This window comes from Sphingobium sp. BYY-5 (assembly GCF_022758885.1).
Classification (GTDB): domain Bacteria; phylum Pseudomonadota; class Alphaproteobacteria; order Sphingomonadales; family Sphingomonadaceae; genus Sphingobium.
The window spans coordinates 2,186,805-2,213,455 of the sequence record NZ_JALEBH010000001.1 but is presented as its reverse complement, the minus strand read 5'-3'; the positions used below and the strand labels follow the sequence as shown (position 1 = coordinate 2,213,455).

Sequence of the window (26,651 nt, the reverse complement as noted above, 5' to 3'; positions counted from 1 at the left end):
CCTGTCGCGCCGATCCGGCGCCTGTTCGCGTCCCGGTCCGTTGCCTTGCATCAAAAAGGAGCGCGCCTGCGCGTTCCGTCCGCGCCCCTGTGCGCGGACCTGCGAAATAGGCGGGCGGGGGGTGCGTTGCAACAGCGAAGAAAATCTGCTCCATCTGTGCTTGAGGCGGGCGGAAACCCTGCCTATAAGCCGCGACAGAACCGGACGAGTGAAGGCCATGCACGAAAAGTGGGCCTTCGTTGCAGCGGCGCCAAGGGGTTAGGGGTATGAAGAGGCTATGAAGAAGGTGAAATCGCTCGTTCTCGCCGGGTTATTGGCTTTTGCGCCCGCCATGGCGATGAACGGTCCTGCTTTTGCACAGGATGAGGCCACCGCTGTCGCACCGGCTGCGGGCAATGTTGCCGCTCCAGCCGAATCGGTCGCCAATGCCGCCACGCCGGCTGCCGCAGCAGCCCCGGCCGCTAAGGTCGCGGCTCCACCTCGGATGAAACCGACCGAAGGCATCGGTATGCCTCGTCCGGGCGAAATCACCTTGCAGGAGCAGTTCACCGAAACCGGCAAGACCGCGCGCTGGTTGCATGACAAGATGTTGGTGCCGCTGATCTTCGCGATCTCGATCTTCGTCCTGATTCTGATGCTCTATGCGATGTGGAAATTCCGGGCCAGCGCCAACCCGGTGCCGTCGAAAACATCGCACAACACCTTTATCGAAGTGATCTGGACGGTCGTTCCGGTTCTGATCCTGCTGGTGATCGCGGTGCCCTCGATCGGCTTGCTCGCGGACCAGTATAAGCCCGCGCCGAAAGATGCGTTGACCGTCAAGGTCACCGGATATCAATGGTATTGGGGTTATGAATATCCCGATGCGGGCATCCCCGAATTCGTATCGAACATGCAGACGAAGGAGCAGGCCGCCGCCAATGGTGAGCCTTATCTTCTCTCGCCCGACAATCGCCTGGTCCTGCCGGTCGGCCGTCCGATCAAACTCATCATCACCGGCGCGGATGTGATTCACAGCTTTGCGGTGCCTTCGCTCTGGGTGAAGATGGATGCGGTGCCGGGCCGCCTCAATGAAAAGAGCTTCACCATCGAGAAGCCGGGCGTCTATTACGGCCAATGTTCCGAACTGTGCGGCGCGCGCCACGGCTTCATGCCGATCGCGATCGAGGCGCTGCCGCCTGCGCAGTTTGACCAGTGGGTGCTCTCACAGGGCGGTTCGCTGAAGAAAGAAGGGGCGGCAACGACCGCCCAGGCCGCTCCGGCCAATGGCGAAAAAAAGATTTGATGCAGGGGTAGGAACGCCATGACCACCATCACAGCCGATCATCATAGCGATCATGCTCACGACCATCATGATGCCGATCACAAGCCGGCCTTCTTCCAGCGCTGGTTCATGTCCACCAATCACAAGGACATCGGCACCCTCTATCTTATCTTTGCCATCATCGCGGGCATCATCGGTGGCGGTATCTCCGGCCTGATGCGTGCGGAACTGGCGCATCCGGGCATCCAATATCTTCATACATGGGCGATGTGGTCCGATGGTCCGAGCGCTACGCTCGACCAGGCTTATCATCTGTGGAACGTGCTCATCACCGCGCATGGCCTCATCATGGTGTTCTTCATGGTGATGCCGGCGATGATCGGCGGGTTTGGCAACTGGTTCGTGCCGATCATGATCGGCGCGCCGGACATGGCCTTCCCGCGAATGAACAATATCAGCTTCTGGCTGCTCATTCCGGCTTTTGCCCTGTTGCTCGGCTCGACTTTCGTTCCCGGTGGCACCGGCAATGGCGCGGGCACGGGCTGGACCGTCTATGCCCCGCTCTCGACCAGCGGGTCTGCCGGGCCTGCCGTGGACATGGCGATCCTGTCGCTCCATATTGCTGGCGCCAGCTCGATCCTGGGCGCGATCAACTTCATCACCACCATCCTCAACATGCGGGCGCCGGGCATGACCCTGCACAAGATGCCGCTGTTCGTCTGGTCGGTGCTGGTCACGGCTTTCCTGCTGTTGCTGGCTCTTCCGGTTCTGGCCGCCGCGATCACCATGCTGCTGACCGATCGCAATTTCGGCACGACTTTCTATGATGCGGCTGGCGGCGGCGATCCCGAACTCTACCAGCATCTCTTCTGGTTCTTCGGCCATCCCGAAGTTTACATCATGATCCTGCCGGGCTTCGGCATCGTCAGCCAGATCGTCTCGACCTTCTCGAAGAAGCCGGTGTTCGGCTATCTCGGCATGGCCTACGCCATGGTGGCGATCGGTGTCGTCGGCTTCGTCGTCTGGGCGCACCACATGTTCACCACCGGCATGAGCGTGAACGTGAAGATGTACTTCACCGCCGCGACGATGGTTATCGCTGTTCCGACGGGTATCAAGATATTCTCGTGGATCGCGACCATCTGGGGCGGATCGATCAGCTACAAGACGCCGATGATGTGGGCGCTGGGCTTCATCTTCCTCTTCACCGTGGGTGGCGTCACCGGCGTCGTGCTGGCCAATGGCGGGGTCGATGACGTGCTGCACGACACCTATTATGTCGTCGCGCACTTTCACTATGTTCTGTCGCTGGGCGCGGTATTCGGCCTGTTCGCCGGCTTCTACTACTGGTTCCCGAAGATGTCGGGCCGCATGTATAATGAGTTTCTCGGCCACCTTCACTTCTGGGTGTTCTTCATTGGCGTGAACGTGCTGTTCTTCCCGATGCATTTCCTGGGATTGTCGGGTATGCCGCGTCGCTACCCCGACTATCCTGAGGCGTTCGCCTATTGGAACGGCATTGCCAGCCATGGCTATGAAATCATGGCTGGCGCCATGGTGATTTTCTTCATCAACCTGATCTGGTCGCTCGTCGCCGGCAAGAAGGCAGAGGGCAATCCCTGGGGTGAAGGCGCAACGACGCTGGAATGGACGCTGTCCAGCCCGCCGCCCTTCCACCAGTTCGAAACGCTGCCGGTCGTCGATTGACGATCGGAGGGTGAGTGCGTCCGGTTCCGGCCGGGCGCGCCACGCATAGGGCAGGCACCGGGGTAGGACCGTCTGTCCATTGCGGGAATCGGCCCGCACCTTTATGGCGCGCCTGGCCGATTGAAGAGGAGTTTATGGCAAGTTCGCCGATCATGTCCGGGATGAGTGCGCCCGCAATGCCTGCCCATTGGCGGGATTTCGTTGCCCTCACCAAGCCGCGCGTCATGACCTTGGTCGTGTTCACGGGCCTGTGCGGCCTGCTTGCGGCGCCGGGACATATTCATCCGGTTCTGGCCTTTACCGCCATTCTCTGCATCGCTCTGGGCGCCGGCGCGGCCGCCACGCTCAATCAGTGGTGGGAAGCGGATATCGACGCCAAGATGAAGCGCACCGCCAACCGGCCGCTGCCTGCGGGCCGCATGGACCGGCAATCGGCGCTGCATTTTGGGGTCGGCCTGGCCGTCTTCTCGGTCATCCTGATGGGGATTGCGACCAACTGGCTCGCCGCTGCGGTGCTGACCGTCTCGATCCTCTTCTATGTCTTCATCTACACCATCTGGCTCAAGCCGCGGACGGCGCAGAATATCGTGATCGGTGGCGCGGCGGGCGCTTTCCCGCCAGTGATCGGCTGGGCCACCGTGACCGGCGACATCAGTGCATTGCCAGTCGCGCTCTTCCTGCTGATCTTCTTTTGGACGCCGCCGCATTTCTGGGCGCTCGCCCTGTACGTGCGGCCAGACTATGCCGCCGCCGGCATCCCGATGATGCCTGTCGTCGCGGGCGAGCGCACGACTCGTCGCCAGATCTGGCTCTATACCGCGATCATGGCGGTTGCCGCTCTGGCGCCGGTGCTGATGCGGCTGACTGGCGCGATCTATGGTGTCTCGGCACTGCTCGGCACGGCGCTGTTCGCGTTCTTCGCCTTTAAAGTCTATCGCAGTCGCGAAACCGATCCCGCGCGCATGGCGCAGGAAAAGCGGCTGTTCAAATATTCGATACTCTATCTTTTCCTGTTGTTTGGGGCGGTGGTCGTGGACCGCTGGCTGCTGCTGTGACGCCGGAGGAGCAGGACCAGATCCGTGCCCGGCAGAAGTCGCGCGCAATCATCACCGGATTGCTCCTGGGCTTCCTGGCCATCCTCTTCTTCGCCATCACCCTGGCGAAGATAGGCGCGAGCCATAATATCTGATGGCGACGCTGCCCCCTTCGCCCTTCGACCGGGAACGGCGCAATCGCCGGACATTGGTGGCGATGGCGGGTATCGGCCTGGCGATGCTGGGCCTGGGGTTCGCGTCCGTGCCGCTCTATCGCATCTTCTGCGAGCGGACGGGCTTCGGCGGGACGACCCAGCGGGCGGAAGCGTCGACACATGTGCAGGTGGCGACTGGCCACACCCTGTCGATCCGCTTCGATTCGAACGTCCAACCGGGGATGCCGTGGAAATTCTATCCCGAACATCCGACCGATACCGTGACCATAGGGGCAAAGGACATGGCGATCTTTATCGCCAAGAACATGTCCGACGAGCCGGTGACGGGCACCGCCAGCTTCAATGTCACCCCCATCCAGGCGGGCGCCTATTTCACCAAGATTCAATGCTTCTGCTTCACCGAGCAGACGCTGCAGCCCGGTGAGGAGGTGCGGATGCCCGTCCTCTATTACGTCGATCCGAAAATCCTCGACGATCCGGATAACAAGGATACGCAAGAGATAACGCTGAGCTACACTTTCTACCCTGTTGAGCAGGGCCGGAAGGCAAGCTAAGGAAAATAGCCAAGAACAGGAGCAGGGAAGAGCAGGTCATGGCAGGCGCAAAGAATCACGATTATCACATCCTTCCACCCAGCATCTGGCCGCTGTTCGGCTCCATGTCGGCGCTGGTCATGGCGTCGGGCGCCATCATGTGGATGCACCCCGATGCGATGGGGCCGGGCGGTGGCTGGATCTTCCTGATCGGCGTGGCCGGCGTACTCTTCACCATGTTCAGTTGGTGGGGCAATGTGGTTGGGGAAGCCCATGCCGGCGACCATACGCCGGTGGTGCAACTCCATCTGCGCTACGGCATGATCCTGTTCATCGCCTCCGAAGTAATGTTCTTCGTTGGCTGGTTCTGGGCCTTTTTCGACTTCTCGCTGTTCCCCAGCCAACTCGCACCGATCGACGGGCTGTTCCCGTCCAAGGGCGTGGAGGTGATGAATGCGTTCGAACTTCCCCTGCTCAACACGCTGATCCTGCTTTGCTCGGGCACTACCGTCACCTGGGCGCATCATGCGCTGATCCATGGTGATCGTGACGGCCTGATCAAGGGGCTGTGGTGCACCATCATTCTGGGCGCGCTGTTCAGCAGTATCCAGGCCTATGAATATGCCCATGCGCCGTTCGGTTTCGGCGGCAATCCCTATAGTTCGGCTTTCTACATGGCGACCGGTTTCCACGGTTTCCATGTTCTGGTCGGCACCATTTTCCTGACCGTGAACCTGGTCCGCGCCTATAAGGGGCACTTCACGCCGCGCCAGCATTTCGGCTTCGAAGCTGCGGCCTGGTACTGGCATTTCGTCGACGTGGTGTGGCTGTTCCTCTTTGTTGCCATCTATGTCTGGGGCGGCTGGGGCGCGCCGGTCCATGGAGGCTGAGAAGCGGCCTTGAGCCTGACATGAAATGCGGCCGGGGCGTACTGCTCCGGCCGTTTTCTTTTGCCGCGCTGGCGGCTATTGAGGAGCGGTCATGACCGAGCAGCCCGATCCCGCCCATGCCCCGCGCATCCCCGTGATCCCGACCGTCCTCGTTACGCTGGCGGTGCTGGTGATGATCGCCTTGGGGGTGTGGCAGCTTCAACGCCGCGCCGAGAAGGCGGAGGCCCTTGCCCTTGCGGCTGCCAATCCCGGCCGCCCTGCCGTCGCATTTCCGAAGCTGCCCCCTGTCGAACCCGACATTCTCTTCCGCCCCTCGTCGGTCCATTGCCTGGCCGTTGAGAGTTGGCAGGTGGAGGCTGGCCGTGCCGCTGATGGATCGACTGGCTATCGCCATGTCGCCCATTGTTCGACCGGGGCAGAAGGGCCGGGCGTGCTGGTCGCGGTGGGCGTCGGCCAAAAGCCCGATGACAGGCCCGCCTGGACGGGCGGTCAAGTGGAAGGCTGGATCAGTCAGGAGCCTGACCATCGCGCATTGTTGACGCGGCTCGGTGGGAAGGCTGCACCCTTGCGGCCGATGTTGATCGCGCGCCAGGCGCCTGCCGGCCTCAAGCCCGTTGCGCCGCCCGCCGCGACCGACCTGCCCAACAACCATCTGGCTTATGCTGTGCAATGGTTCTTCTTCGCGGCGATCGCGGTCATCATCTATATTCTGGCCCTGCGCCGTCGGAACACGCAGAAATCGGCCTAAACGCTTGCTCCCTGGCGCGGGTGCCGCTACCGCGCTTTCCCATTATGCAATATCAGAGCACCAGGGGGAGCGCGCCGTCGCTCGGGTTCGAGGATGTGACGCTAGCGGGGCTGGCGTCCGATGGCGGCCTTTATCTCCCGACAAGCTGGCCCGCTTTCACGGCCGAACAGATTCGTGCGCTGGCCGGTCTTTCCTATGTCGAAACTGCCGTCCGGGTGATGAGCCCCTTTGTTGCGGGTTCGCTGACGGATGACGAACTGCGTGAACTGTGTACTGCCGCCTATGGCCGTTTCAGCCATCAGGCCGTGACACCGCTGGTCCAGCTCGACCATCAGCATTGGGTGTTGGAGCTGTTTCATGGCCCCACGCTTGCCTTCAAGGATGTGGCGCTGCAACTGCTCGGCCAGTTGTTCGAGCGTTTCCTGTCGCGTCGTGACGATCATCTCACCATCGTCGGTGCGACTTCGGGTGATACCGGATCGGCGGCGATCGATGCCGTTGCGGGCCGTGCGAAGATCGACATCTTCATGCTCCATCCCGACGGTCGCGTCTCCGACGTGCAGCGTCGGCAGATGACGACCGTGCGCGCACCCAACGTCTACAATATTGCCATCGACGGCAGTTTCGACGATGCGCAGGCGCTGGTGAAGGCGATGTTCAACGACAGCGACTTCAAGAGCCGTTTCAACCTGTCGGCCGTGAACAGCATCAACTGGGCGCGGTTGATGGCGCAGGTCGTCTATTATTTCTACGTGGCTGTCCGTCTGGGGACGCCTGAGCGGGAAGTTGCCTTCTCCGTCCCCACCGGCAATTTCGGCGACGTGTTCGCGGGCTATGTCGCGGCGAAGATGGGGTTGCCGGTCGCGAAGCTGATTGTTGCCACCAACGTCAACGACATCCTTCATCGCGCGCTGGCCGATGGCGACTACAGCCAGGGTCAGGTCGTGCCGACCGCAACGCCGAGCATGGACATCCAGGTCAGCTCGAACTTCGAGCGGCTTTTGTTCGACGCGGGCGGCCGTGATGGCCTGGCGCTTGCCGAACAGATGCGCGGTTTCGAGACCAGCAAGGCGATGCGCCTCACCAAGGCGCAACGTGAGGGTGCGTCGCGGATCTTCCGGTCGGCGCGGATCGACGCCGATGACATGACCATGGCGATGCGCTGGGCTTATGACGCCGCTGGGCAGGTGATCGATCCGCATAGCGCAATCGGTCTGGCCGCTGCGCGCCAAGCGGGCGTGAACGCATCGGTTCCGGTGGTGACGCTGGCGACCGCACATCCGGCGAAGTTCCCGGATGCCGTCGAACGCGCCACCGGCACCCGGCCGCCGCTTTCGCCGCGCGTGGGTGATTTGTTCTCGCGCGAGGAACGCTATGCCAAGCTCCCCGCGACCTTCGAGGCGATCACCGCCTATGTCGCCGAGCGTGCGACACCGCGCGGCTGACGAGGCAGGTTTGGAACTCAAGACCCTCATCGGCGAACCTTGGTCCGATTATGGACTGATCGATTCGGGGAATGGCCGCAAGCTGGAGCGCTATGGTCGCTTCCGTTTCATCCGTCCCGAGCCGCAGGCCATGTGGGCGCCCGCCACGACCGACTGGCGCGCCGACGGCGAGTTCATTCCGGGTTCCGACGAGGATGGCGGCGGCCGCTGGTATTATGAAAAACCCGTCCCGGCAGAGGGCTGGCCGCTCCACTGGAAGGAAGTGACCTTCCAGTCTAGCTGCACGCCCTTCCGTCATCTGGGCTTCTTTCCTGACATGGCGCCGATCTGGGATGATCTGCGCGGCGCCATCGCCGACAAGCAAGCATCGGAATCCGGGGCCGAGGTGATGAACCTGTTCGGCTATACCGGCGTCGGCACGCTAGCCCTGTCGGCGGGCGGTGCTCGCATGGTTCATGTCGACGCTTCGAAGAAATCGGTGGCCCAGGCTCGCGCCAATGCTGCCCTGTCCGGCATGGAAGACCGTCCCGTCCGCTGGATCGTTGAGGATGCCGCCAAGTTCGTCGCGCGCGAGGTGCGCCGCCGCCGCCGCTATGACGGCATTTTGCTCGATCCGCCCAAATATGGCCGCGGACCTGACGGCGAAGTGTGGCGGCTGGAGGAAGACTTGCCCGGTCTCATCGCCAATTGCCGCGCGTTGCTGGATGCCGACAGCCGTTTTCTGTTCCTGACGGTCTATGCCGTGCGCATGTCGGCCCTGGCGATCGGTGAATTGTTGCGGCAGGCATTCGTAGACCTGCCCGGCACGGTCGAGGCGGGCGAACTGGCCGTGCGGGAGGAAGCGCGAGGCATCGCCCTGCCCACCGCGATATGGGCGCGTTGGCGGCGCTGAACATCGCTTCGCCCTTTTCGGGTTGAGCGCTCCGGCGCGCTCCGGCATGACTATGTCCATGCGTCCTATACCCGTCTTTGCCGCCGCTTTGTCTCCAATGGTTCTGTTGGCATCCTGCGTTAGCCCACCGAGCCGTCCGCCGGCACCTGGGCAGTCCACGCCCACAATGCGTCCGGCTCAACCATCGGCACAGCAATCCCCTGCGGCGACACCAGTGCCGCTAGCGGCGGCGTGGGAGGATCGTCCGTTCACGCCGGGTAACTGGACCTATCGGCCTGAGGCCAACGGCAGTGCTGCGTTGTTCGGATCGTCGGCCCAACCTCTATTCACTTTACGCTGTGACCGGGCGAGCCGTCGCATCACAGCCCTGCGTGTCGGTGCGGGGCAAGGGGCGATGCTGGTTCGCACCAGCTATGGCGCGGTCAGTTGGCCGGCCACGTCTGACGCCAGCGGACAGCCACAGACCGTCGCGGCGCGCGCGGCCACCGACACGGTGCTGGATCAGGTCGCCTATAGTCGTGGCAAGATCGGTGTGGAGGTGCAGGGATTGGCGCCGCTCGTTCTGCCCGCCTGGGCGGAGCCAGCGCGCGTGATCGAGGATTGCCGAATCTGAGGGGAATATGCGTCGTCGAGGAACGACGCGCAGACGGACAATTATGATTCCAAAAAAGAATAATACAAGTCTTGAAGATGGAATCCGTCTGATTCACATTTCGCTTCGTGGCCGGATGAAGGTTTGATCCAACGCCGGGCACGCGGGCTCAACAAAGCGAAAGGAGGTGATCCGATGTCTCATGGTTCAGCAATGGGGTCGGTCAAGTCCATTCGGGAAGTGCGCCGCTGAGCGACGCCATAGCGTCGATCCTCCATCAGAGACTCTGAGCGCCGATACACAGGCCTTTATCTCAGGCCAGTTCTTCTGACGGTAGATAGCGCGACACACATTTCCCTTGGGCGGCGCTTTTGGCCGCTGACCATGTCAATGATGGGCCGTCGGGGGTTATCTGCCCGGCGGCCCCTCTCATTTTTGCGCGACCTGCGGAGAGATGGCGGATCTGCCGGAGTGCGGCTTTCTGTTCGATCACGGCCGCCATCGTACCTTCTCACCAAAAGATCGCGTGCTGAATTGTCTTCAGCGCTCCACCCCTTTTGCTTTGCCCCAAGCACGCGCGGCGGTGTAGCCGAGATAGCCGGTACCGAAGAGGGCATAGAGCGGTTCGGGCAGGGCATTGAGGTAGGCGCGCATCCCGGCGGTAATCGCCGCCGCCACGTCGGGCCGCACGCCTGCTATCAGTCCCATCGGCACCGACCATAGCAGCAAGGCATACATGACATAGAGGAAAGCGGGGCGAGCGCGGATCGCCCAGGGGTCGCTATTGTCCTCACTGGTTTGAGCCATCTTGTCCATCCTTAACCAATACGGTTTGCAAGCCAGCCATAAAGGAAGGCTTCGTTGGCGGGGCGGCTTTCGGCCAGGGCGATATAGCGTTCGCCCTGCAGCGCTTCGAGCGCCTTGAGCAGTACCCTGTCGCCGACTGCCCCGCGCAGGGTGTGGAAAGCGCGAAGTGCGCTCAGAGTACGCGCGCCGAGGATGCGGTCGACCTTGAGATCGGGATAATCTTTCTGGTTGCGATTAAGCGCATTGAGTGCGCGCTGGAAGAAGCTGGTTGCGGTGGCGACGCCCATATTGACCGCGGTGTCGAATAGTTCGGCGGCGATTGACCAGCTTATTTCTGCGGCGAAGGCATAACCCGGCTGATCCCAGTAGAGCCGGCGGTAAAGGGCTTCGGCTACACTGCGGGGCAGCGTCTTCATGTCGCCGGCATAGCCGTTTGCACGCGCCACTGTCTGGGTGATGCCCATATTGGTGGGGCCGCCACGATCGGCCGGATGATTGCTATAGCCGCCTTCGCGGGCGATGACCTCGTCGACCAGGTTTGAAATGCCCATGCGTTGCCTCCTTATGGTTGAAAGAGGCGAATCATTTATCCCATATGGTTTGTTGTAGGACAGGAGAAAATCGACACATGGAAGATATTGTCATGGCAAGACGTTTGGCCTGATCGACCTGCAGAAAAATATGGCCTTCCCGAAGAGGAAGAAAAGCGATGATCGCTGTCCTGCTCATTAGGGTCAGGACCCATTGATCTGAGAGGCGTAATCTGATTCAGGCTCCACAAGGAGACTGATTATGAGCGACCTGTATTGGCTGACGGACGAGCAGATGGCTCGGTTTGAGCCCTTTTTTCCTAAGAGCCATGGCAAGCCGAGGGTCGACGACCGTCGCGTGCTCAGCGGGATCATCTTTGTCAATCGCAATGGCTTGAGGTGGCGGGATGCGCCCCGTGAGTATGGTCCAGCCAAGACGCTTTACAATCGCTGGAAGCGCTGGGGTGAAAAGGGTGTCTTCATCGCGATGATGGATGGCCTGTCTGCCAGAGGCGCCGAGCGCAAGACGATCATGATCGATGCGACCTATCTCAAAGCGCACCGTACGGCATCAAGCCTGCGGGTAAAAAAGGGGGGCCTGGTCGGCTGATCGGTCGCACGAAAGGCGGCATGAATACCAAGCTGCACGCCGTGACCGACGCCAGGGGCCGTCCGATCAGCTTCTTCATGACGGCGGGTCAGGTCAGCGATTACACCGGAGCCGCGGCTTTGCTGGACAGCTTGCCCAAAGCACAGTGGCTGCTGGGTGACCGGGGCTATGATGCCGACTGGTTCCGCGATGCCTTGCAGGAAAAGGGAATTATCCCCTGCATTCCAGGCAGGAAGTCCCGCACCAAGCCCGTCAAATACGACAAGCGCCGCTATAAAAGCCGCAACCGGATCGAGATCATGTTCGGCCGCCTCAAGGACTGGAGGCGCGTCGCAACACGCTACGACAGGTGTCCGAACGTCTTCCTCTCCGCTGTCGCGCTCGCCGCTACCGTCCTGTTCTGGCTATGAGTCCTGACCCGACGCTGCCAGCGCCCTGTGGCTCGCCGGTGTGGGCGCTCCTATAAGCGCGGTGATTCAGGGGACATACCTCTTACACAGGAAAAATGGCCCGTGTAAGGCGCTGCGCGCATTTTAGGTAAGTATATATAAATATCAGATAATCTTGGTCGGGACGAGAGGATTCGAACCTCCGACCCCCACACCCCCAGTGTGATGCGCTACCAGGCTGCGCTACGTCCCGACCGGAGGGCGCCCAATAGAAGCACATGAATGAAGTTGCAAGCGCTCAATCACGCCTCTTTTCGCGCTTTGTCCGAATCCCTAATCATATTGCCTCCGCGGGCGCTTCTGTGTTAGCCGCCCGCCCTTGATCCATGGATGGTTTCGGGCCGTCCATGACCGACAGAAAATAAGGCAGTCCCACCCATGTTCATTACTCCAGCCTTTGCCCAGACCGCGGGCGGGCAAGCATCCGGCGCCGGTGTCCTGGTGCAGATGGCCCCGCTGGTCCTGATCTTCGTGGTCTTCTACTTCCTGCTCATCCGTCCGCAGCAGAAGAAGATGAAGGAGCATAAGGCCAAGATCGATGCCGTGAAGAAGGGCGATCAGGTCGTCACCGGTGGTGGCCTGGTGGGCAAGGTTGCGCGCGTCGATGACATTTATGTCGACATCGAACTGGCGCCTGGCATGAAGGTCAAGGCGGTCAAGTCGACCTTGACCGAGGTGATCGATCCGACCACCGCCAAGCCCGCGAACGACTGAGCGGCATCATGCTGAACTTCTCGCGCTGGACGATCACCGCGATCCTCCTGCCGTTGGTCATCGGCGTGTTGTGCGCTGTGCCCAGCTTCCTGCCGGAGGCGACTGTGGCGAAGCTGCCCAGCTTCATGCAGACGCGCGTCAATCTGGGCCTCGACCTGGCGGGCGGCAGCCACTTGCTGCTCGAAGCATCGACCCAGGATGTAGCGAAGCAGAGGCTCACCAACATGGAGGAGCAGGTCCGCACGGAACTGCGCCGGGGTGATTCGAAGATCGCGGTCGGTGATATTTCCAGCCGCGACGGGAAGCTCAGCTTCATGGTGCGCGATCCTGCCCAGGTCGACGCCGCGGTCGAGCGCATTCGCCCGCTGACGCAGGGTGCAGGACTCACCGGCCAGCGCGACTTCAATGTCGAGGTGGTGAATAGTTCCACCATCACCATCACGCCGACAAAGGCGGGGATCGACAATGCGGTCAGGAGCGCGATGGAAGTCGCGACCGAGGTGATCCGCAAGCGCATCGACGAAATGGGTACGCGCGAACCGACTATCCAGCAGCAGGGCGGCAACCGCATCGTTGTGCAGGTGCCAGGTCTCCAAGACCCCAAGGCGCTGAAGGATCTGCTGGGCCAGACCGCAAAGCTGGAATTCAAGCTGGTCGACACTACGGCTAATCCGGCCGAAGTGGCGCAGGGCCGGGCGCCGGTGGGCAGCGAAGTGCTGCCCTATCCCGCCAATCCATCGGGTTCGCCGGTGATCGCGGTGAAGCGGCAGGTGATGGTTTCGGGCGAGGATCTGACCGACGCGACCCAAGGCTATGACCAGAATAACCAGGCGATCGTCAACATCCGCTTCAACGGGGCGGGCGGCCGCCGGTTCGGCCAGGTGACGTCGCAGAATGTCGATCGTCCCTTCGCCATCATCCTGGATGGCAAGGTGCTGTCGGCGCCGAACATCAATGAACCGATCCTGGGCGGCAGCGCGCAGATCAGCGGTAATTTTACGGTCGAAAGCGCCAACCAGCTCGCCATTGCACTGCGTTCGGGCAAGCTGCCCGTCGCATTGACCGTGGTGGAAGAGCGCACCGTTGGGCCGGGCCTGGGCGCCGACTCGATCCGCGCGGGCTTGATCGCATCAGTGGTCGCGGTGATCGCCGTCGCCGCCTTCATGTTCATGAGCTACAGCCGCTTCGGCATGTACGCGAACCTCGCCGTCGCCATCAACGTGCTGGTGATCCTGGGCGTGATGGGCATGTTGGGCGCGACGCTGACGTTGCCCGGCATTGCCGGCTTCGTGCTGACGATCGGCACGGCGGTGGACGCCAACGTCCTTATCTACGAACGTATCCGCGAAGAGCGACGACGCGGGCGCAATGTCGTCCAGTCGATCGAGTTCGGTTACAAGGAAGCCAGCCGCACCATCTTCGAGGCGAACGTCACCCACGCCATTGCCGGTGGGGTCATGCTCGTGCTTGGCTCCGGCCCCGTCAAAGGCTTCGCGATCGTGCTGCTGATCGGCATCGCGACCAGCGTGTTCACGGCTGTGACCTTTACCCGCGTGCTCGTGGCCAACTGGGTACGCCGGACCCGCCCGACCGATATCGTCATGGGCTATGTCCGCATCGTGCGCGACAATACCAATATCGGCTTCGTCGCGATCCGTCGCTGGGCGTTCGGCTTTACCGCGCTGCTGACCGTGCTCGCCGTGGGCGTCACCGCGCATCAGAAGCTCAACCTGGGCGTCGATTTCGTCGGCGGCCTGATGATCGAGGCGAAATTCCCGCAGGCGGTCGAAACCGACCGGGTCCGCAACACCATTGCACGTCTCAATGTCGGTGAAAGCTCGCTGCAGCAGTTCGGCGACGCCAATACCGTGCAGATCCGCCTGCCGCTTCCCGATCAGGGTGGCGCAGGCGCGGCCAATGTGGTGGTCGAAAAGACGCGGCAGGCGATGCAGGCCGATTTCCCCGGCGTCACCTTCTCCCGCTACGATACGGTGTCGGGCAAGGTGTCGGGTGAGCTGATCCGCGACGGCATCATCGCCGTCATGCTGGCGGTCATCGGCATCGCGGTCTTTTCCTGGTTCCGCTACGAATGGCAGTTCGGCGTCTCGACCTTCGTCGCGATCATGCACGACGTGTTGATGACGCTGGGCTTCTTCGCGGTCACTCAGTTGGAATTCGACCTGAACATCATCGCGGCGGTGCTGACGATCGTGGGCTATTCGATCAACGACAAGATGGTGATCGACGATCGTATCCGTGAAAATATGCGCAAATACCGCAAGATGGACATGAAGGCGCTGATCGACCTGTCGGTAAACGAAACGCTGCCGCGCACGGTCATGACGTCGGTCACCATCCTGCTGGCGTTGGGTGCGCTGCTGTTCCTGGGTGGCCATGTGCTGCGCGGCTTCACGGCGGCCATGATGCTGGGCATCATCGTCGGCACCTATTCGTCGGTTTATGTGTCGTCTTCGCTGCTTATTACGCTGGGCCTGAACCCGCAGGCAGCAGAGAAGAAGGCGGCGAAGAAGAGTGGCTATGGCGGGCAGGCCGAACGTGTCGCCCCGCGTAATGACGGAGCGCAGCCCTGAGTGACGCCGGCATCAAGCTCCGTCGCGACGACAGCGGGCAGGGGCCGATCGTCACCGGCTTTCAGGGGCGGGGTTTCCGGGTACGCGACGACGTGTTCCCGGATGGTCTGCTGCTCAGCCCGGTGCGGGCATTGGCCTGGGCCGATGCACCGGCGATCGATGCGTTGACGGTGGCGTCGTTGGGCGACCTGTTCGACCTTGATCCCAAGCCGGAGTTCCTGTTGCTGGGCACCGGAGCCGGTCTGCGCCAGCCATCGCGGGCCTTCGTGCGGGCTATCGAGGCGTTGGGCATCGGCGTGGAGGCGATGGACAGCCGCGCGGCGGCGCGCGCCTGGGGCGTGCTGCGTGCCGAGGAGCGTCAGATCGTGGCGGCGCTGCTACCGCTTTGAACTGTCTTTGCCAGGCGCAGACGGATTGAGGAAGCGCTAGACACGCCTTGCCCTGCCGGCGTGGCTTCGCCAAGAGTAAGTCCTTCTGTCATTCGAGGGGGCTTTTTCATGAAATTCCGCCGTCCCGCTACAGCCTTGCTGGCTGCGCTTCTTGTCACCACCAGCGCGCACACCGCGACGCCCGATGCACAAGCTCGCGCGGGCGAGGATGCGTTCCGCGCACTGTACAAGGAACTGGTGGAAACCGATTCGAGCTGGCCCGACGGAAGCTGCACGGTCGCAGCCGAACGCATGGGCGCGCGACTGAAGGCGGCGGGCTATTCTGACGGGGATGTGTCGATCATCGTCGATCCGGCCCATCCCAAGGAAGGCAACCTCACCGCCATCCTGCACGGCAGCAATGCCAAGCTACCGGCCGTGTTGCTGCTCGCCCATATCGATGTGGTTGCGGCCAAACGCGCCGATTGGGAGCGTGACCCCTTCACCCTGATCGAGGAAGGCGGATATTATTATGGTCGCGGCACGTCGGATGACAAGGCGATGGCGGCGGCCTTCACCGACCAGATGATCCGCTACAAGCAGGAAAGCTATAAGCCCAAGCGCACAATCAAGCTGGCGCTGACCTGCGGCGAGGAGACGGAGAAGGCGCTAAACGGCGTCGAATATCTGCTCAAGAACAAGCCCGATGCACTGACGGCCGGATGGGCGCTCAATGAAGGCGGCGGCGGATCGCTGGATGAGAGCGGCAAGCCGGTCAGCCAGGGGGTGCAAGCGGGCGAGAAAGTCTATCAGGACTTCACCTTCGCCGCGACCGCGCCGGGCGGCCACAGTTCGCGCCAGACGCCGCATGTCAATGCGATCGGCTGGATGGCGGCGGCGTTGGCGCGGGTGAACGACTATGATTTCCCGGTCGATCTGACCCCGGCGGCCAAAGCCTATTTCGGTGCATCGGCACCGCTCTATCCGGGCAAGGTGTCGACCGCGATGGCGGCAATCGGCGCAGGCAAGGCGACCGAGGCCGACTATGCCGCCGTGTCTGCTGAAAATGCGAGCTGGAATGCGACCTTGCGCACCACCTGCATCCCGACATTGATTTCGGGTGGTCATGCGCCGAACGCGCAGCCGCAGTCGGTGAGCGCGAACGTCAATTGCCGCATCATCCCCGGCGAAAGCGTCGATGCAATTCTCCAGCGCCTCAAGGATGTGGCGGCTGATCCCCGTATCAAGGTGACACTGGCCGATCCACCCCAGCCCAAATCCTCCGCGCCGGCACTGACGCCGCAGATCATGGGTCCGATCGAGGCGCTGACCAAGGAGATGTGGCCGGGCGTGCCCGTGATCCCGCGTCTGGCGACCGGGGCGACCGATGGACGCTTCACCAATGCGGCGGGGATTCCGACCTATGGCGTGTCGGGTATGTTCGCCGATCCGGACGGGCAGGGCGTCCATGGTCTCAACGAACGCATCCGGGTGAAATCGCTGCTGGATGGGCGCGCCTTCCTCTATCGGCTGGTAAAGGCGTACAGCAACTAGGACAGGTGGGGAGCCGCTTGCGGCGGGTGGCTCCCCCTACCTTGCGCATCTCACCGTATCTGCTTAAGCATGACGGCAAGTTCCGGTCCCGCAAGGGGACTGGCGAGTGCAGAAGTGAGTTACGGCCATGGTGCAGCACAGCCGCCCATTGCCGCAGAGTTCCGGCCCGGCCGACCGTTATGCGGGCAAGCGCGCCCACTCCGGTCCAGGCAATGGGAGCAAGGCTGCGGCCATTCCTCCCCCGTCGAAGCAACGGGGATTTGCGCTCCATGGCGCACGTGAACGGCGATCCTATGCCGCGATCGACCTGGGCACCAATAATTGCCGGTTGCTGATCGCCAAGCCTTCCGCTGACGGTTTTATCGTCGTCGACGCTTTTTCGCGCATCGTTCGGCTGGGTGAAGGACTGGCGTCGACCGGCCGGATCAGCGATGCGGCGATCGATCGCGCTATCGCCGCCCTGTCGGTTTGTGCCGACAAGCTGCGCCGCCGCCATGTGACGCTCGCCCGATCGGTCGCGACCGAAGCGTGCCGCCGCGCATCGAACGGCGCCGAGTTCATCCAGCGGGTCTATCGCGAAACTGGCATCGCGCTCGACATCATCAGTGCGCAGGAGGAGGCGCGGCTGGCGGTCCTGGGCTGCCATGTGCTGCTGGAGCCGGGCGACGGGCCGGCGTTGATCTTCGATATTGGCGGTGGATCGACCGAGTTGGTGCTGGTCGATGCGCGGGGCGATGGCACGCCGCACATCGTCGATTGGGTGAGCGCGCCCTGGGGAGTCGTATCGCTGACCGAGAGCGAGGCTTTCGACCATGATGATCCGGCCGAGCGGCTGGCCGCCTATGGTCGAATGCGCGCGCGGGTGGCCGACGCCTTTTCGCCGCTTGCCCGGCGATTGCCGCGCGATGCGGAGGCCATCCGGTTGCTCGGTACGTCGGGGACTGTCACGACATTGGCCAGCCTGCACCTCAACCTGCCGCGCTATGACCGGCAGGCGATCGATGGGCTGATCGTGCCGTGCGAATCGATGCGCGCCATTTCGGACCGGCTGTCGGGCATGGCGCTGGCCGAGCGGCAACAACTGCCCTGCATCGGCACCGAGCGCGCCGACCTGGTGGTGGCGGGTTGCGCCATATTGGAATCGATTCTCGACATCTGGCCGGCCGAGCGACTGGGCGTCGCCGACCGCGGGATTCGAGAGGGCATATTGCGCGGGCTGATGGACCGCGACGGGAGGATGATGTGAGGGGCGAGTCATGAGGGGATCTGGCGCCGGCAAGGTGCGGGTCAAGACGGCCAAGGGACGTACGGCCCAGTCGGTGCGCTGGCTCGAACGCCATCTCAACGACCCCTATGTCCGCAAGGCGAAGGCGGAAGGATGGCGCAGCCGCGCAGCCTTCAAGCTGATCGAGCTGGACGAGAAATTCCATTTCGTGAAGGGATCGCGGGCGGTCGTGGACTTGGGCGTGGCGCCGGGCGGCTGGGCGCAGGTGGTGCGCAAGATGGCGCCCAAGGCGGCTGTGGTCGGCATCGACCTGCTGCCGGTCGATCCGATTCCCGGCGTCACCCTGTTCGAAATGGATTTCATGGACGACAAGGCGCCCGACCTGCTGCGCGAGGCGCTGGGGCAGGAGCCGGACTTGGTGATTTCCGACATGGCGGCCAACACGGTGGGCCATGCCCAGACCGACCATCTGCGCACGATGGGGCTGGTCGAGGCGGCGGCTTTGTTCGCGGTGGAGAATCTGCGCAAGGGCGGCACCTTCGTTGCCAAGGTGTTCGCGGGTGGGACCGATGGCGAATTGCTGGTGCTGCTCAAGAAGAATTTCACGACGATCAAGCACGCCAAGCCGCCGGCCAGCCGCAAGGGCAGCGTCGAATGGTATGTCGTGGCGCAGGGGTTCAAAGGGCGCGCGGACGAACCGGCCGGATAGGCTGCTGACAGGGGGATTGGGGGCAATTGGTCGCAACGGTTTCGACGGTGGCCTATCTGGGGCTGGAGGCGCGCGCCGTTGAGGTGCAGTGCCAGTTGGTCCCTGGCCTTCCCAACTTCATTCTCGTCGGCCTGCCCGACAAGGCGGTGGCGGAAAGCCGCGAGCGGGTGCGCAACGCCATTGCTGCCATCGGCCTGTCGCTGCCGCCCAAGCGCATCACCGTGAACCTCTCGCCCGCTGACCTGCCCAAGGAAGGATCGCATTTCGACCTGCCGATCGCGCTGGCCCTGCTGGGCGCGATGGGGGTGATCGATGCGGAGACGCTGTCGAACTATGTCGTGGTCGGCGAGCTGGGGCTGGACGGACGCACCGCACCGTCGCCCGGCGTATTGCTGGCCGCGCTCCATGCCGGTGGGCAGGAAATGGGACTGGTCTGTCCGGCGGCCCAGGGCGCCGAGGCCGCCTGGGCAGGGCGGGTGGAAGTGGTCGCCGCGCCGGACCTGCTCAGCCTGCTCAATCATTTCAAGGGGACTTCCGCGCTTTCCCCACCGCAGCCGGGCGCGGTCGCCGCACCGGTACGGACGGCGGACCTGAAACAGGTGAAAGGGCAGGAAGTCGCCAAGCGCGCGCTGGAGATCGCAGCGGCGGGCGGTCATAATCTGCTGATGGTCGGGCCACCGGGTGCGGGCAAGTCGCTGATGGCGAGCTGCCTGCCGGGCATTCTCCCCGACATGACCCCATCCGAGGCGCTGGAAAGCTCGATGGTGGCAAGCGTCGCCGGCACGCTGGAGGGCGGACGCATCAGCAGGGCGCGGCCGTTCCGCAACCCGCATCACAGCGCGTCGATGGCGGCGCTGGTCGGCGGGGGCATCAAGGCGCGACCGGGCGAGGTCAGCATGGCGCATCTGGGCGTGCTGTTCCTGGACGAATTGCCGGAGTTTCAGAGCACTGTGCTCGATTCGCTGCGCCAGCCGCTGGAAACGGGCGAGGTGACGGTGGCGCGGGCCAATGCGCATGTGACCTTTCCGGCGCGGGTGCAGCTTATTGCCGCAATGAATCCGTGCCGCTGCGGGCATCTGGGCGACCCGGCGCTGGCTTGTTCGCGTGCTCCGCGCTGCGCGTCGGACTATCAGGCCAAGGTGTCGGGGCCGCTGCTCGACCGTATCGACCTGCATGTCGAGGTGCAGGCGGTGACGGCCGCCGACCTGGTGCTGCCGCCGCCGGCCGAGGGATCGGCCGAAGTCGCGGCGCGGGTGGCGCTGGCGCGGGCAGTGCAGACCGCGCGCTATGCCGGGAGCGGGGTCCGGACCAATGCCGAGGTGGATGGCGAGCGGCTGGAGCATGTCGCTGGGCCGGATGAGCCGGGCCGGCAGTTGTTGGCGCAGGCGGCTGTGGCGATGAAACTGTCGGCGCGTGGCTATACCCGTGTGCTGCGCGTGGCGCGGACGATCGCCGACCTGGGCGGCGCGGAAGAAGTGGGGCGGGTGCATGTCGCCGAAGCACTCAGTTACCGGCGGCGGGCGCCGGTCAATTAACGGCGCGGGCTTTCGATAGGAACGCGCCGCCGTCGCGTCGCGGCGAAGGTGTGGCATAAGTGATTGTTCTACGCCGAAGTTCACACTCTGGCGCGCGCATGTGCGCGCGTGCGCCGGCGCGCGAAGGCGGGACTGGTCCGGCAATTCAAAGACGGACGGAGGATAATCTGGCCGGAGGGAAATAGGACAGGGTGAAATGACGTCGGGGCGAGAAATAGGACGTTTTTTGTCGACCCTGTGGCCGCGAGGTTACGGATCGATATGGTTGGATGCGATCTGGTGCGGTCGACAGGGAAAGCGGTTGGTCTTCGAACGATCAGCAGCGGACATAATGATCCTCACCTTACGGGGGGATGACTGTAAACGGCCCAATCGGTTATGTGACAGGCTGCCGTTTCAGCGTTCAAGTTGCGTTGAAACCCGCATGATACTCGACCTCGCCGAGGGGATTTTCATCATGGAATGCGAGCGCCTGAAAATATTCGGACGGTGCATGGGGATATTTCAGATCGGGGTTCGGTTCAAATCCGAAGCGCCGATAATATTCGGGATCGCCAAGAACGACACAGCCGCGCGCGCCGTCGGCTTTCAGTTGCTCCAGGCCATGCCTGATGAGCCGGGAGCCAATTCCGTCGCGTTGACGCTCAGGAGCGACCGAAACCGGGCCAAGCCCGAACCATCCGCGATCCGCGCCATCGATCATGACGGGCGAGAAGGCGACATGTCCAACCAACGCACTATCGTCCAGGGCGACGAGCGATATCGTAAGCGCGTCCGCAGCACGAAGCGCATCGATGATGGCTGCTTCGGTCTGTTGGCTATGGGGCAGGCCGATGAAAGCGGCTTGCGTCACGGCGCGGATGGCCGTCTCGTCGCCGGGGCGTTCTTGAACTATCTGCATTGGTCATAGGATAGATGGCCACTTCCGGTCTTGTCCATCCGAAAACAAGCAGAGGATTCTCCACTCACCAACACTCTGTGAGCCAATCCCTGGACAAGAAAGATCGGTCGACGTTCCGTCGATCAACCCGCGCTGTCGTTGGCGATCAGCTTCAGTTCGGTCGCGGGCGCCTCATTATCCTTGTGAGCGAAGCGGCCCTCGATGCGGCTGCCCGCTTCGATCGTGATGGTGGTGTAGGTCACGTCGCCGGTGATCCGGGCGCTGCTTTCCACCACCAGTTGATCGGCGGCGATCGATCCGTCGACCAGGCCGGCGAGGCGCGCGCTTTGCGCCGTCACATGGCCGGTGATGCGGCTATCGGGTCCCTGCACCAGCGACGCGCAACTAATGTCGCCCTCGATCATGCCGTCGACATGCAGATCGACCGATGCGGACAGATTGCCCGTTATCGTCACGTCGCTGCCGATCAGCGAGAAGGGGGTATGCTTAGCTCCGGTTGCCGACATCGGCGAAACGGGCCGTGGCGACTTGCTGGACTTGGAGAACATCTTTGCGGGCCTCCAGGAAACGGCGAGGGTTGATGGCCTGGCCGTTCAGCCGGACCTCGAAATGCAAGTGCGTGCCGGTCGAGCGACCGGTGGAACCCATACGGCCGATCGTGTCGCCGCGTGCGACCTGCTGGCCGACGCGGCTGGCAAAACCGGACAAGTGCGCATAGCGGGTCATCAGACCATTGCCATGCTCGACTTCGACGACATTGCCATAGCCCTGTCGCTGACCGACGAAGCTGACCTTGCCGCCGGCGGCCGCCTGGATCGACTGGCCGTAGCGGCCGGGGAAGTCAAGGCCGGCATGGAAGGCGGCATGGCCGTTGAACGGGTCGCGGCGATAGCCGTAGGAGCTGGACAGCATCGGCGCGGCGGTCGGCTTGCCTGACGGGATCGTCAACAAGCTGCGTTCGAGAAACTCCATCCGGGCCATGGCGTCAGCGAGATGTTCCAGTTCGTCGGTCATCGCGCCCTTCTCGCCCTTCCATGGGACGAAGGGGCCGCCCTGCGCGCGCGCGGCGTTGCGGGCGAGGCTGTCGGGGTTGAGGCCGAAGCTGCGGATGGCGGCGGCGGCCTTGTTGGCGCGGCGTTCGACCGCCGCGGTCAGCAACAGGGCGAAGCGGCGCTGCCGCTCTTCCAGCCGGACCAGTGGCGCGGCTTCCGGCGCCATGCTGATCTTGGCCGAGGGGGTGTCTTTCTTGCCGGCTTTCTCCGGGCCGACCAGGTCGGCGCCTTCAGCCTTGCTGTCCTCGGTCCCGAAATGGGTTTTGTAGAGATCATCCATGAAATCCTGGCGGGCTTCCAGATCCTGCGCCAGATCATCGACCGACTTGCGATAGCCATCCACCTTGCTGGCGGCGGTCGCGACGGAGCGGCCCTGCTGGTCGAGCGCCGCGCGCTGATGCGCGACAGACAGGCTGTTCACCATCATCGACAGGGTGACGCCACCCCAGCCGAGCAGCGCAATTGCGGCAAGGCCGAAGGCGCCAATCTGCGCGCGGCGGGAAATACGGATGAATTTGACCTGGCCGCCGGATCGCAGGAAAATTTCCCGCTCAGGGCATAGGGCGGCAAGCCGGTCCCGGAGGCCGGCCCCTCCCTTTTTCTTCTGATGCGACAAGTGCGACCCCGCGACTCTCTACTTCGAGCAGAGCCGCTAGCAAAGCTCCGCCCATCGCGCGAATCCGGTGTCCCGGACTCGTGACGAGTCGAATGCTTGATGCGGTGAAATGATGGAATCGGACGTTGGTTCCATCGATCTGACAATATTTTTCACTTTTCGGCGATTATGTCACGCACCGAATCCGGTTCCCTTGATCGAGTCGGCTCGCCACCGCCTTTTTCCTATGTTGCCGGGGTAAGGATAACGGGCTTTCAGGCGCCTTCTTGACCCATGGGACATGCATCGCTATAGCGCCGCTCGCCCAGCGGCCTGCCGTACGGAGACTCGTCTCCTCGCGACATATCCCTGGGCGCCACTAGAGCTGAACATTGCCGGGTGCTCTTGCGGCTCCAGGGGGCTTTATGCCCACCGGGGCCTTTGCTGTTTGGAGGTTTTGCTTTCCAAATGGCTTGGAACACGGGAATGCCACGGTAAAGTAACTGAAAAGGTGAAGGGCTTCATGCCAACAATCAACCAGTTGGTCCGCAAGGGCCGCGAACTGCAGAAGACCAAATCGAAGGTCCCTGCAATGGATGCGAACCCGCAGAAGCGCGGCGTTTGCACCCGCGTCTACACGACAACCCCGAAGAAGCCGAACTCGGCTCTCCGTAAGGTGGCGAAGGTGCGTCTGGTCAACCAGCGCGAAGTCATCACCTACATTCCGGGTGAAGGTCATAACCTTCAGGAGCACAGCGTTGTGCTGATCCGTGGCGGCCGCGTACGCGACCTTCCCGGTGTGCGCTATCATGTGCTGCGCGGCGTTCTGGATACCCAGGGCGTCAAGGATCGTAAGCAGAGCCGTTCGAAGTACGGCGCGAAGCGTCCGAAGTAAGAAGGGGAGACCAGAAATATGTCACGTCGTCGTCGCCCCGAAAAGCGCGTTATCCTGCCGGATCCCAAGTTCGGTGATATCGTGCTGTCGAAGTTCATGAACAGCATCATGCAGGACGGCAAGAAGGCCGTTGCTGAATCGATCGTCTATGGCGCTCTCGAAACCGTCGAGACCCGCGCCAAGAAGGATCCGATCGGCATGTTCCATGATGCCCTGAACAATGTGAAGCCGGGCATCGAGGTCCGCAGTCGCCGCGTTGGCGGTGCGACCTACCAGGTTCCCGTCGAAGTGCGTCCTGAGCGCGCCCAGGCACTGGCCATTCGCTGGCTGATTACTGCCGCGCGCAATCGCAGCGAAACCACCATGGCCGCGCGCCTGTCGGGTGAGCTGCTGGACGCCGCCAACAACCGCGGCAATGCCGTGAAGAAGCGCGAAGACACGCACCGCATGGCGGAAGCGAACCGCGCCTTCTCGCACTATCGCTGGTAACAGCGATAGCGGCAGAAGTGCCGCTGGTAAAATCGTGGCGGGCGCTCCGGTGCCCGCTTCGACATTCGGCTTCGAGAATTGGTCCGTTCGCCATGGGTGGCTACCCATGGCGAACGGATTGGTTTAGGGGCCACGCCCAGATCAAACGAATCCCCAACCGCCGGCGCGCCGGCAACGGAGAAGCATCATGGCCCGCAGCCATCCGCTCGAACGCTATCGCAATTTCGGTATCATGGCGCATATCGACGCCGGCAAGACCACCACGACCGAGCGTATCCTTTACTATACCGGCAAGTCCTACAAGATCGGCGAAGTCCATGACGGCGCTGCCACCATGGACTGGATGGAGCAGGAGCAGGAGCGTGGCATCACCATCACGTCGGCTGCGACGACCTGTTTCTGGAACGATCACCGCCTGAACATCATCGACACTCCCGGCCACGTCGACTTCACCATCGAAGTCGAGCGTTCGCTGCGCGTGCTCGACGGCGCGGTCGCCGCGTTCGACGGCGTTGCGGGTGTTGAACCGCAGTCGGAAACCGTGTGGCGCCAGGCGGACAAGTACAAGGTTCCGCGGATGTGCTTCATCAACAAGCTCGACCGCACCGGCGCCAATTTCTATTATTGCGTGCAGACGATCATCGACCGTCTGGGCGCAACCCCGGCCGTCCTGTATCTGCCCATTGGCGCGGAATCGGACTTCAAGGGGCTGGTCGACCTGGTCGAGAATCGCGCGATCATCTGGAAAGATGAGAATCTGGGCGCTGAGTTCTCCTATGAGGAGATTCCGGCCGACCTCGCCGACAAGGCCGCCGAATATCGCGAAAAGCTGATCGAACTCGCCGTCGAACAGGATGACGAGGCGATGGAGGCCTATCTCGAAGGCAATCTGCCCGACACCGCCACGCTCAAGAAGCTGATCCGCAAGGGCACGCTGGAGCAGGCGTTCACGCCGGTGCTGTGCGGCTCGGCGTTCAAGAACAAGGGCGTTCAGCCGCTGCTCGACGCGGTGGTCGACTATCTGCCTTCGCCGCTGGACATCCCCGACGTGCAGGGCATCAACCCCGACACGGAAGAACCCGACAGCCGCAAGACCGCGGACGACGCGCCTTTCTCCGGCCTGGCGTTCAAGATCATGAACGACCCGTTCGTCGGTTCGCTCACCTTCCTGCGCGTCTATTCGGGCACCCTGACCAAGGGCACCTATCTGAACTCGGTCAAGGACAAGAAGGAAAAGATCGGCCGTATGCTCCTCATGCACGCGAACTCGCGTGAGGACGTCGAGGCGGCCTATGCGGGTGACATCGTTGCGCTGGCCGGCATGAAGGAAACCACCACTGGTGATACGCTGTGCGCCGAACGCCAGCCGATCATTCTGGAGCGGATGGAATTTCCTGAGCCGGTGATCGAACTGTCGGTTGAACCCAAGACCAAGGCTGACCAGGAAAAGATGGGCGTCGCGCTCAACCGCCTGGCCGCCGAGGACCCGTCCTTCCGCGTCACGACCGATCACGAATCGGGCCAGACCATCATCAAGGGCATGGGCGAACTTCACCTCGAAATCCTGGTCGACCGCATGAAGCGCGAGTTCAAGGTCGAGGCGAATGTCGGCGCGCCGCAGGTGGCCTATCGCGAATATCTGAAGAAGCCCGTCGACATCGACTATACCCACAAGAAGCAGTCGGGCGGCACCGGCCAGTTCGGCCGCATCAAGGTGAAGCTGACGCCGGGTGAGCGCGGCGCGGGTATCATCTTCAAGGATGAGATCAAGGGCGGTAATATTCCCAAGGAATATATCCCGGCGATCGAAAAGGGTATGCGCGAAACGGCAGCTACCGGCTCGCTGATCGGCTTCCCGATCATCGACTTCGAGATCCTGCTCTATGACGGCGCCTATCATGACGTCGACTCGTCGGCGCTGGCATTCGAAATCACCGGTCGTGCAGCGATGCGCGAAGCGGCGCAGAAGGCGGGCATCACCCTGCTTGAGCCGGTCATGAAGGTCGAGGTCGTCACTCCGGAAGAATATCTGGGCGATGTCATCGGCGACATGAACAGCCGCCGTGGTCAGATCCAGGGCACCGACACCCGCGGCAACGCGCAGGTGGTCGAGGCCATGGTCCCGCTGGCCAACATGTTCGGCTATGTGAACTCGTTGCGTTCGTTCACCCAGGGGCGTGCGAACTATTCGATGATCTTCTCGCATTATGACGAAGTGCCGCAGAATGTGGCGGACGAAGTCAAGGCGAAGATGGCCTGATGATTTTCTCTGGCCGGGCCGTGCGAACGGCTCGGTTAGGGGCTGGTAATCTGAAAATTTGCTGCTATGGACGCGCCTTCGCGAGG

The 26,651-nt window shown here is 62.6% G+C and carries 26 protein-coding genes and 1 tRNA gene; 21 read left to right on the top strand and 6 right to left on the bottom strand.

Annotated features, from left to right (window positions below; all coding sequences use genetic code 11):
• Positions 1-277: 277 nt before the first annotated feature.
• From coxB to MOK15_RS10545, 10 genes are all read left to right on the top strand, one after another.
• A complete protein-coding gene (coxB, locus tag MOK15_RS10590; RefSeq protein ID WP_242931576.1) occupies positions 278-1,285 on the top strand; it encodes a cytochrome c oxidase subunit II in 1,008 nt (335 codons plus the stop codon).
• An 18-nt stretch (positions 1,286-1,303) separates the two neighbouring features.
• A complete protein-coding gene (gene ctaD / locus MOK15_RS10585) occupies positions 1,304-2,971 on the top strand; it encodes a cytochrome c oxidase subunit I (RefSeq protein WP_242931575.1) in 1,668 nt (555 codons plus the stop codon).
• 134 nt (positions 2,972-3,105) lie between these two features.
• On the top strand, positions 3,106-4,026 hold the full coding sequence (locus MOK15_RS10580; protein ID WP_242931574.1) for a heme o synthase: 921 nt from the start codon (positions 3,106-3,108) through the stop codon (positions 4,024-4,026).
• Entirely contained in the window at positions 4,023-4,160 is a 138-nt protein-coding gene (locus MOK15_RS10575; RefSeq protein ID WP_242931573.1) for a hypothetical protein, read from the top strand. Before MOK15_RS10580 ends, MOK15_RS10575 begins: the two co-directional genes overlap by 4 nt.
• Positions 4,160-4,735, top strand: coding sequence for a cytochrome c oxidase assembly protein (locus tag MOK15_RS10570; protein WP_242931572.1), 576 nt, complete (start codon positions 4,160-4,162; stop codon positions 4,733-4,735). The genes MOK15_RS10575 and MOK15_RS10570 overlap by 1 nt, the downstream gene beginning before the upstream one ends.
• Before the next feature lie 38 nt (positions 4,736-4,773).
• Complete coding sequence (locus MOK15_RS10565) at positions 4,774-5,604, top strand: cytochrome c oxidase subunit 3 (RefSeq protein ID WP_242931571.1); 831 nt, start codon at positions 4,774-4,776, stop codon at positions 5,602-5,604.
• Between the two features lie 91 nt (positions 5,605-5,695).
• Positions 5,696-6,352, top strand: a complete 657-nt coding sequence (locus MOK15_RS10560) for an SURF1 family cytochrome oxidase biogenesis protein (protein WP_242931570.1) — start codon at positions 5,696-5,698, stop codon at positions 6,350-6,352.
• 44 nt (positions 6,353-6,396) lie between these two features.
• Positions 6,397-7,797 carry a threonine synthase gene (gene thrC / locus MOK15_RS10555; RefSeq protein WP_242931569.1) on the top strand — a complete coding sequence of 467 codons (1,401 nt, stop codon included), beginning with the start codon at positions 6,397-6,399 and terminating at the stop codon, positions 7,795-7,797.
• A gap of 10 nt (positions 7,798-7,807) precedes the next feature.
• Entirely contained in the window at positions 7,808-8,689 is an 882-nt protein-coding gene (locus tag MOK15_RS10550) for a class I SAM-dependent methyltransferase (protein WP_242932717.1), read from the top strand.
• Positions 8,690-8,855: 166 nt separating this feature from the next.
• Positions 8,856-9,302, top strand: coding sequence for a hypothetical protein (locus MOK15_RS10545; protein WP_347567190.1), 447 nt, complete (start codon positions 8,856-8,858; stop codon positions 9,300-9,302).
• Positions 9,303-9,821: 519 nt separating this feature from the next.
• Here MOK15_RS10545 and MOK15_RS10540 read toward each other — a convergent pair.
• Both MOK15_RS10540 and MOK15_RS10535 read right to left on the bottom strand, forming a co-directional pair.
• The gene (locus MOK15_RS10540; RefSeq protein ID WP_242931567.1) at positions 9,822-10,088 is read right to left on the bottom strand and encodes a 3TM-type holin; all 267 of its coding nucleotides are present in this window, start codon (positions 10,086-10,088) and stop codon (positions 9,822-9,824) included.
• 11 nt (positions 10,089-10,099) lie between these two features.
• Positions 10,100-10,639: a glycosyl hydrolase 108 family protein gene (locus MOK15_RS10535; protein ID WP_242931566.1), complete on the bottom strand. Its 540-nt coding sequence runs from the start codon at positions 10,637-10,639 to the stop codon at positions 10,100-10,102.
• Positions 10,640-10,880: 241 nt separating this feature from the next.
• Between MOK15_RS10535 and MOK15_RS10530 the strand changes: the two genes are divergently transcribed.
• A protein-coding gene (locus MOK15_RS10530; protein WP_242931565.1) for an IS5 family transposase occupies positions 10,881-11,638 on the top strand; the annotation gives its coding sequence in 2 pieces (ribosomal slippage) (positions 10,881-11,217 and positions 11,217-11,638; 759 coding nt in all).
• Positions 11,639-11,793: 155 nt separating this feature from the next.
• On the opposite strand, the gene MOK15_RS10525 is transcribed toward MOK15_RS10530, so the two are convergent.
• Positions 11,794-11,870 (bottom strand) — tRNA-Pro (locus MOK15_RS10525).
• 185 nt (positions 11,871-12,055) lie between these two features.
• On the opposite strand from MOK15_RS10525, the gene yajC reads away from it, so the two are divergent.
• The 7 genes from yajC to MOK15_RS10490 all read left to right on the top strand — a co-directional run bounded on the left by yajC (position 12,056) and on the right by MOK15_RS10490 (position 20,373).
• Positions 12,056-12,391, top strand: coding sequence for a preprotein translocase subunit YajC (yajC, locus tag MOK15_RS10520; protein ID WP_242931564.1), 336 nt, complete (start codon positions 12,056-12,058; stop codon positions 12,389-12,391).
• A gap of 8 nt (positions 12,392-12,399) precedes the next feature.
• Positions 12,400-14,982: a protein translocase subunit SecD gene (gene secD, locus MOK15_RS10515; RefSeq protein WP_242931563.1), complete on the top strand. Its 2,583-nt coding sequence runs from the start codon at positions 12,400-12,402 to the stop codon at positions 14,980-14,982.
• 47 nt (positions 14,983-15,029) lie between these two features.
• Positions 15,030-15,371 (top strand): Mth938-like domain-containing protein, encoded by a 342-nt coding sequence (locus tag MOK15_RS10510; protein ID WP_347567223.1) that lies wholly within the window; start codon positions 15,030-15,032, stop codon positions 15,369-15,371.
• A 108-nt stretch (positions 15,372-15,479) separates the two neighbouring features.
• Complete coding sequence (locus MOK15_RS10505) at positions 15,480-16,904, top strand: M20/M25/M40 family metallo-hydrolase (protein WP_242931562.1); 1,425 nt, start codon at positions 15,480-15,482, stop codon at positions 16,902-16,904.
• A gap of 127 nt (positions 16,905-17,031) precedes the next feature.
• Positions 17,032-18,150, top strand: a complete 1,119-nt coding sequence (locus MOK15_RS10500; protein WP_242931561.1) for a Ppx/GppA phosphatase family protein — start codon at positions 17,032-17,034, stop codon at positions 18,148-18,150.
• A 10-nt stretch (positions 18,151-18,160) separates the two neighbouring features.
• Positions 18,161-18,838 (top strand): RlmE family RNA methyltransferase, encoded by a 678-nt coding sequence (locus MOK15_RS10495; protein WP_242931560.1) that lies wholly within the window; start codon positions 18,161-18,163, stop codon positions 18,836-18,838.
• A 26-nt stretch (positions 18,839-18,864) separates the two neighbouring features.
• The gene (locus tag MOK15_RS10490; protein WP_242931559.1) at positions 18,865-20,373 is read left to right on the top strand and encodes a YifB family Mg chelatase-like AAA ATPase; all 1,509 of its coding nucleotides are present in this window, start codon (positions 18,865-18,867) and stop codon (positions 20,371-20,373) included.
• Between the two features lie 403 nt (positions 20,374-20,776).
• Here MOK15_RS10490 and MOK15_RS10485 read toward each other — a convergent pair whose 3' ends face one another.
• The 3 genes from MOK15_RS10485 to MOK15_RS10475 form a co-directional block, all read right to left on the bottom strand.
• Entirely contained in the window at positions 20,777-21,274 is a 498-nt protein-coding gene (locus MOK15_RS10485) for an N-acetyltransferase (RefSeq protein WP_242931558.1), read from the bottom strand.
• A 122-nt stretch (positions 21,275-21,396) separates the two neighbouring features.
• A complete protein-coding gene (locus MOK15_RS10480; RefSeq protein ID WP_242931557.1) occupies positions 21,397-21,780 on the bottom strand; it encodes a polymer-forming cytoskeletal protein in 384 nt (127 codons plus the stop codon).
• Positions 21,761-22,942, bottom strand: a complete 1,182-nt coding sequence (locus tag MOK15_RS10475; protein ID WP_242931556.1) for a M23 family metallopeptidase — start codon at positions 22,940-22,942, stop codon at positions 21,761-21,763. Before MOK15_RS10475 ends, MOK15_RS10480 begins: the two co-directional genes overlap by 20 nt.
• Before the next feature lie 502 nt (positions 22,943-23,444).
• Here MOK15_RS10475 and rpsL point away from each other — a divergent pair.
• The 3 genes from rpsL to fusA all read left to right on the top strand — a co-directional run bounded on the left by rpsL (position 23,445) and on the right by fusA (position 26,565).
• Positions 23,445-23,816 carry a 30S ribosomal protein S12 gene (gene rpsL / locus MOK15_RS10470; RefSeq protein ID WP_004208728.1) on the top strand — a complete coding sequence of 124 codons (372 nt, stop codon included), beginning with the start codon at positions 23,445-23,447 and terminating at the stop codon, positions 23,814-23,816.
• 18 nt (positions 23,817-23,834) lie between these two features.
• Positions 23,835-24,305 (top strand): 30S ribosomal protein S7, encoded by a 471-nt coding sequence (gene rpsG / locus MOK15_RS10465; protein ID WP_021227559.1) that lies wholly within the window; start codon positions 23,835-23,837, stop codon positions 24,303-24,305.
• 187 nt (positions 24,306-24,492) lie between these two features.
• Entirely contained in the window at positions 24,493-26,565 is a 2,073-nt protein-coding gene (fusA, locus tag MOK15_RS10460) for an elongation factor G (RefSeq protein ID WP_242931555.1), read from the top strand.
• The last annotated feature ends 86 nt before the right edge of the window (positions 26,566-26,651 follow it).

What these genes read in the sequence shown, in the direction of transcription:
- ctaD (WP_242931575.1), top strand. Translation starts at nt 1,304, where the DNA reads ATGACCACCATCACAGCCGATCATCATAGCGATCATGCTCACGACCAT.
- MOK15_RS10495 (WP_242931560.1), top strand. Translation starts at nt 18,161, where the DNA reads ATGAGGGGATCTGGCGCCGGCAAGGTGCGGGTCAAGACGGCCAAGGGA.
- MOK15_RS10560 (WP_242931570.1), top strand. Translation starts at nt 5,696, where the DNA reads ATGACCGAGCAGCCCGATCCCGCCCATGCCCCGCGCATCCCCGTGATC.
- MOK15_RS10505 (WP_242931562.1), top strand. Translation starts at nt 15,480, where the DNA reads ATGAAATTCCGCCGTCCCGCTACAGCCTTGCTGGCTGCGCTTCTTGTC.
- yajC (WP_242931564.1), top strand. Translation starts at nt 12,056, where the DNA reads ATGTTCATTACTCCAGCCTTTGCCCAGACCGCGGGCGGGCAAGCATCC.
- MOK15_RS10485 (WP_242931558.1), bottom strand. Translation starts at nt 21,274, where the DNA reads ATGCAGATAGTTCAAGAACGCCCCGGCGACGAGACGGCCATCCGCGCC.
- secD (WP_242931563.1), top strand. Translation starts at nt 12,400, where the DNA reads ATGCTGAACTTCTCGCGCTGGACGATCACCGCGATCCTCCTGCCGTTG.
- MOK15_RS10535 (WP_242931566.1), bottom strand. Translation starts at nt 10,639, where the DNA reads ATGGGCATTTCAAACCTGGTCGACGAGGTCATCGCCCGCGAAGGCGGC.
- MOK15_RS10580 (WP_242931574.1), top strand. Translation starts at nt 3,106, where the DNA reads ATGGCAAGTTCGCCGATCATGTCCGGGATGAGTGCGCCCGCAATGCCT.
- MOK15_RS10570 (WP_242931572.1), top strand. Translation starts at nt 4,160, where the DNA reads ATGGCGACGCTGCCCCCTTCGCCCTTCGACCGGGAACGGCGCAATCGC.
- MOK15_RS10480 (WP_242931557.1), bottom strand. Translation starts at nt 21,780, where the DNA reads ATGTCGGCAACCGGAGCTAAGCATACCCCCTTCTCGCTGATCGGCAGC.
- fusA (WP_242931555.1), top strand. Translation starts at nt 24,493, where the DNA reads ATGGCCCGCAGCCATCCGCTCGAACGCTATCGCAATTTCGGTATCATG.
- MOK15_RS10500 (WP_242931561.1), top strand. Translation starts at nt 17,032, where the DNA reads ATGGTGCAGCACAGCCGCCCATTGCCGCAGAGTTCCGGCCCGGCCGAC.
- MOK15_RS10540 (WP_242931567.1), bottom strand. Translation starts at nt 10,088, where the DNA reads ATGGCTCAAACCAGTGAGGACAATAGCGACCCCTGGGCGATCCGCGCT.
- rpsG (WP_021227559.1), top strand. Translation starts at nt 23,835, where the DNA reads ATGTCACGTCGTCGTCGCCCCGAAAAGCGCGTTATCCTGCCGGATCCC.
- MOK15_RS10545 (WP_347567190.1), top strand. Translation starts at nt 8,856, where the DNA reads ATGCGTCCGGCTCAACCATCGGCACAGCAATCCCCTGCGGCGACACCA.
- rpsL (WP_004208728.1), top strand. Translation starts at nt 23,445, where the DNA reads ATGCCAACAATCAACCAGTTGGTCCGCAAGGGCCGCGAACTGCAGAAG.
- coxB (WP_242931576.1), top strand. Translation starts at nt 278, where the DNA reads ATGAAGAAGGTGAAATCGCTCGTTCTCGCCGGGTTATTGGCTTTTGCG.
- thrC (WP_242931569.1), top strand. Translation starts at nt 6,397, where the DNA reads ATGCAATATCAGAGCACCAGGGGGAGCGCGCCGTCGCTCGGGTTCGAG.
- MOK15_RS10565 (WP_242931571.1), top strand. Translation starts at nt 4,774, where the DNA reads ATGGCAGGCGCAAAGAATCACGATTATCACATCCTTCCACCCAGCATC.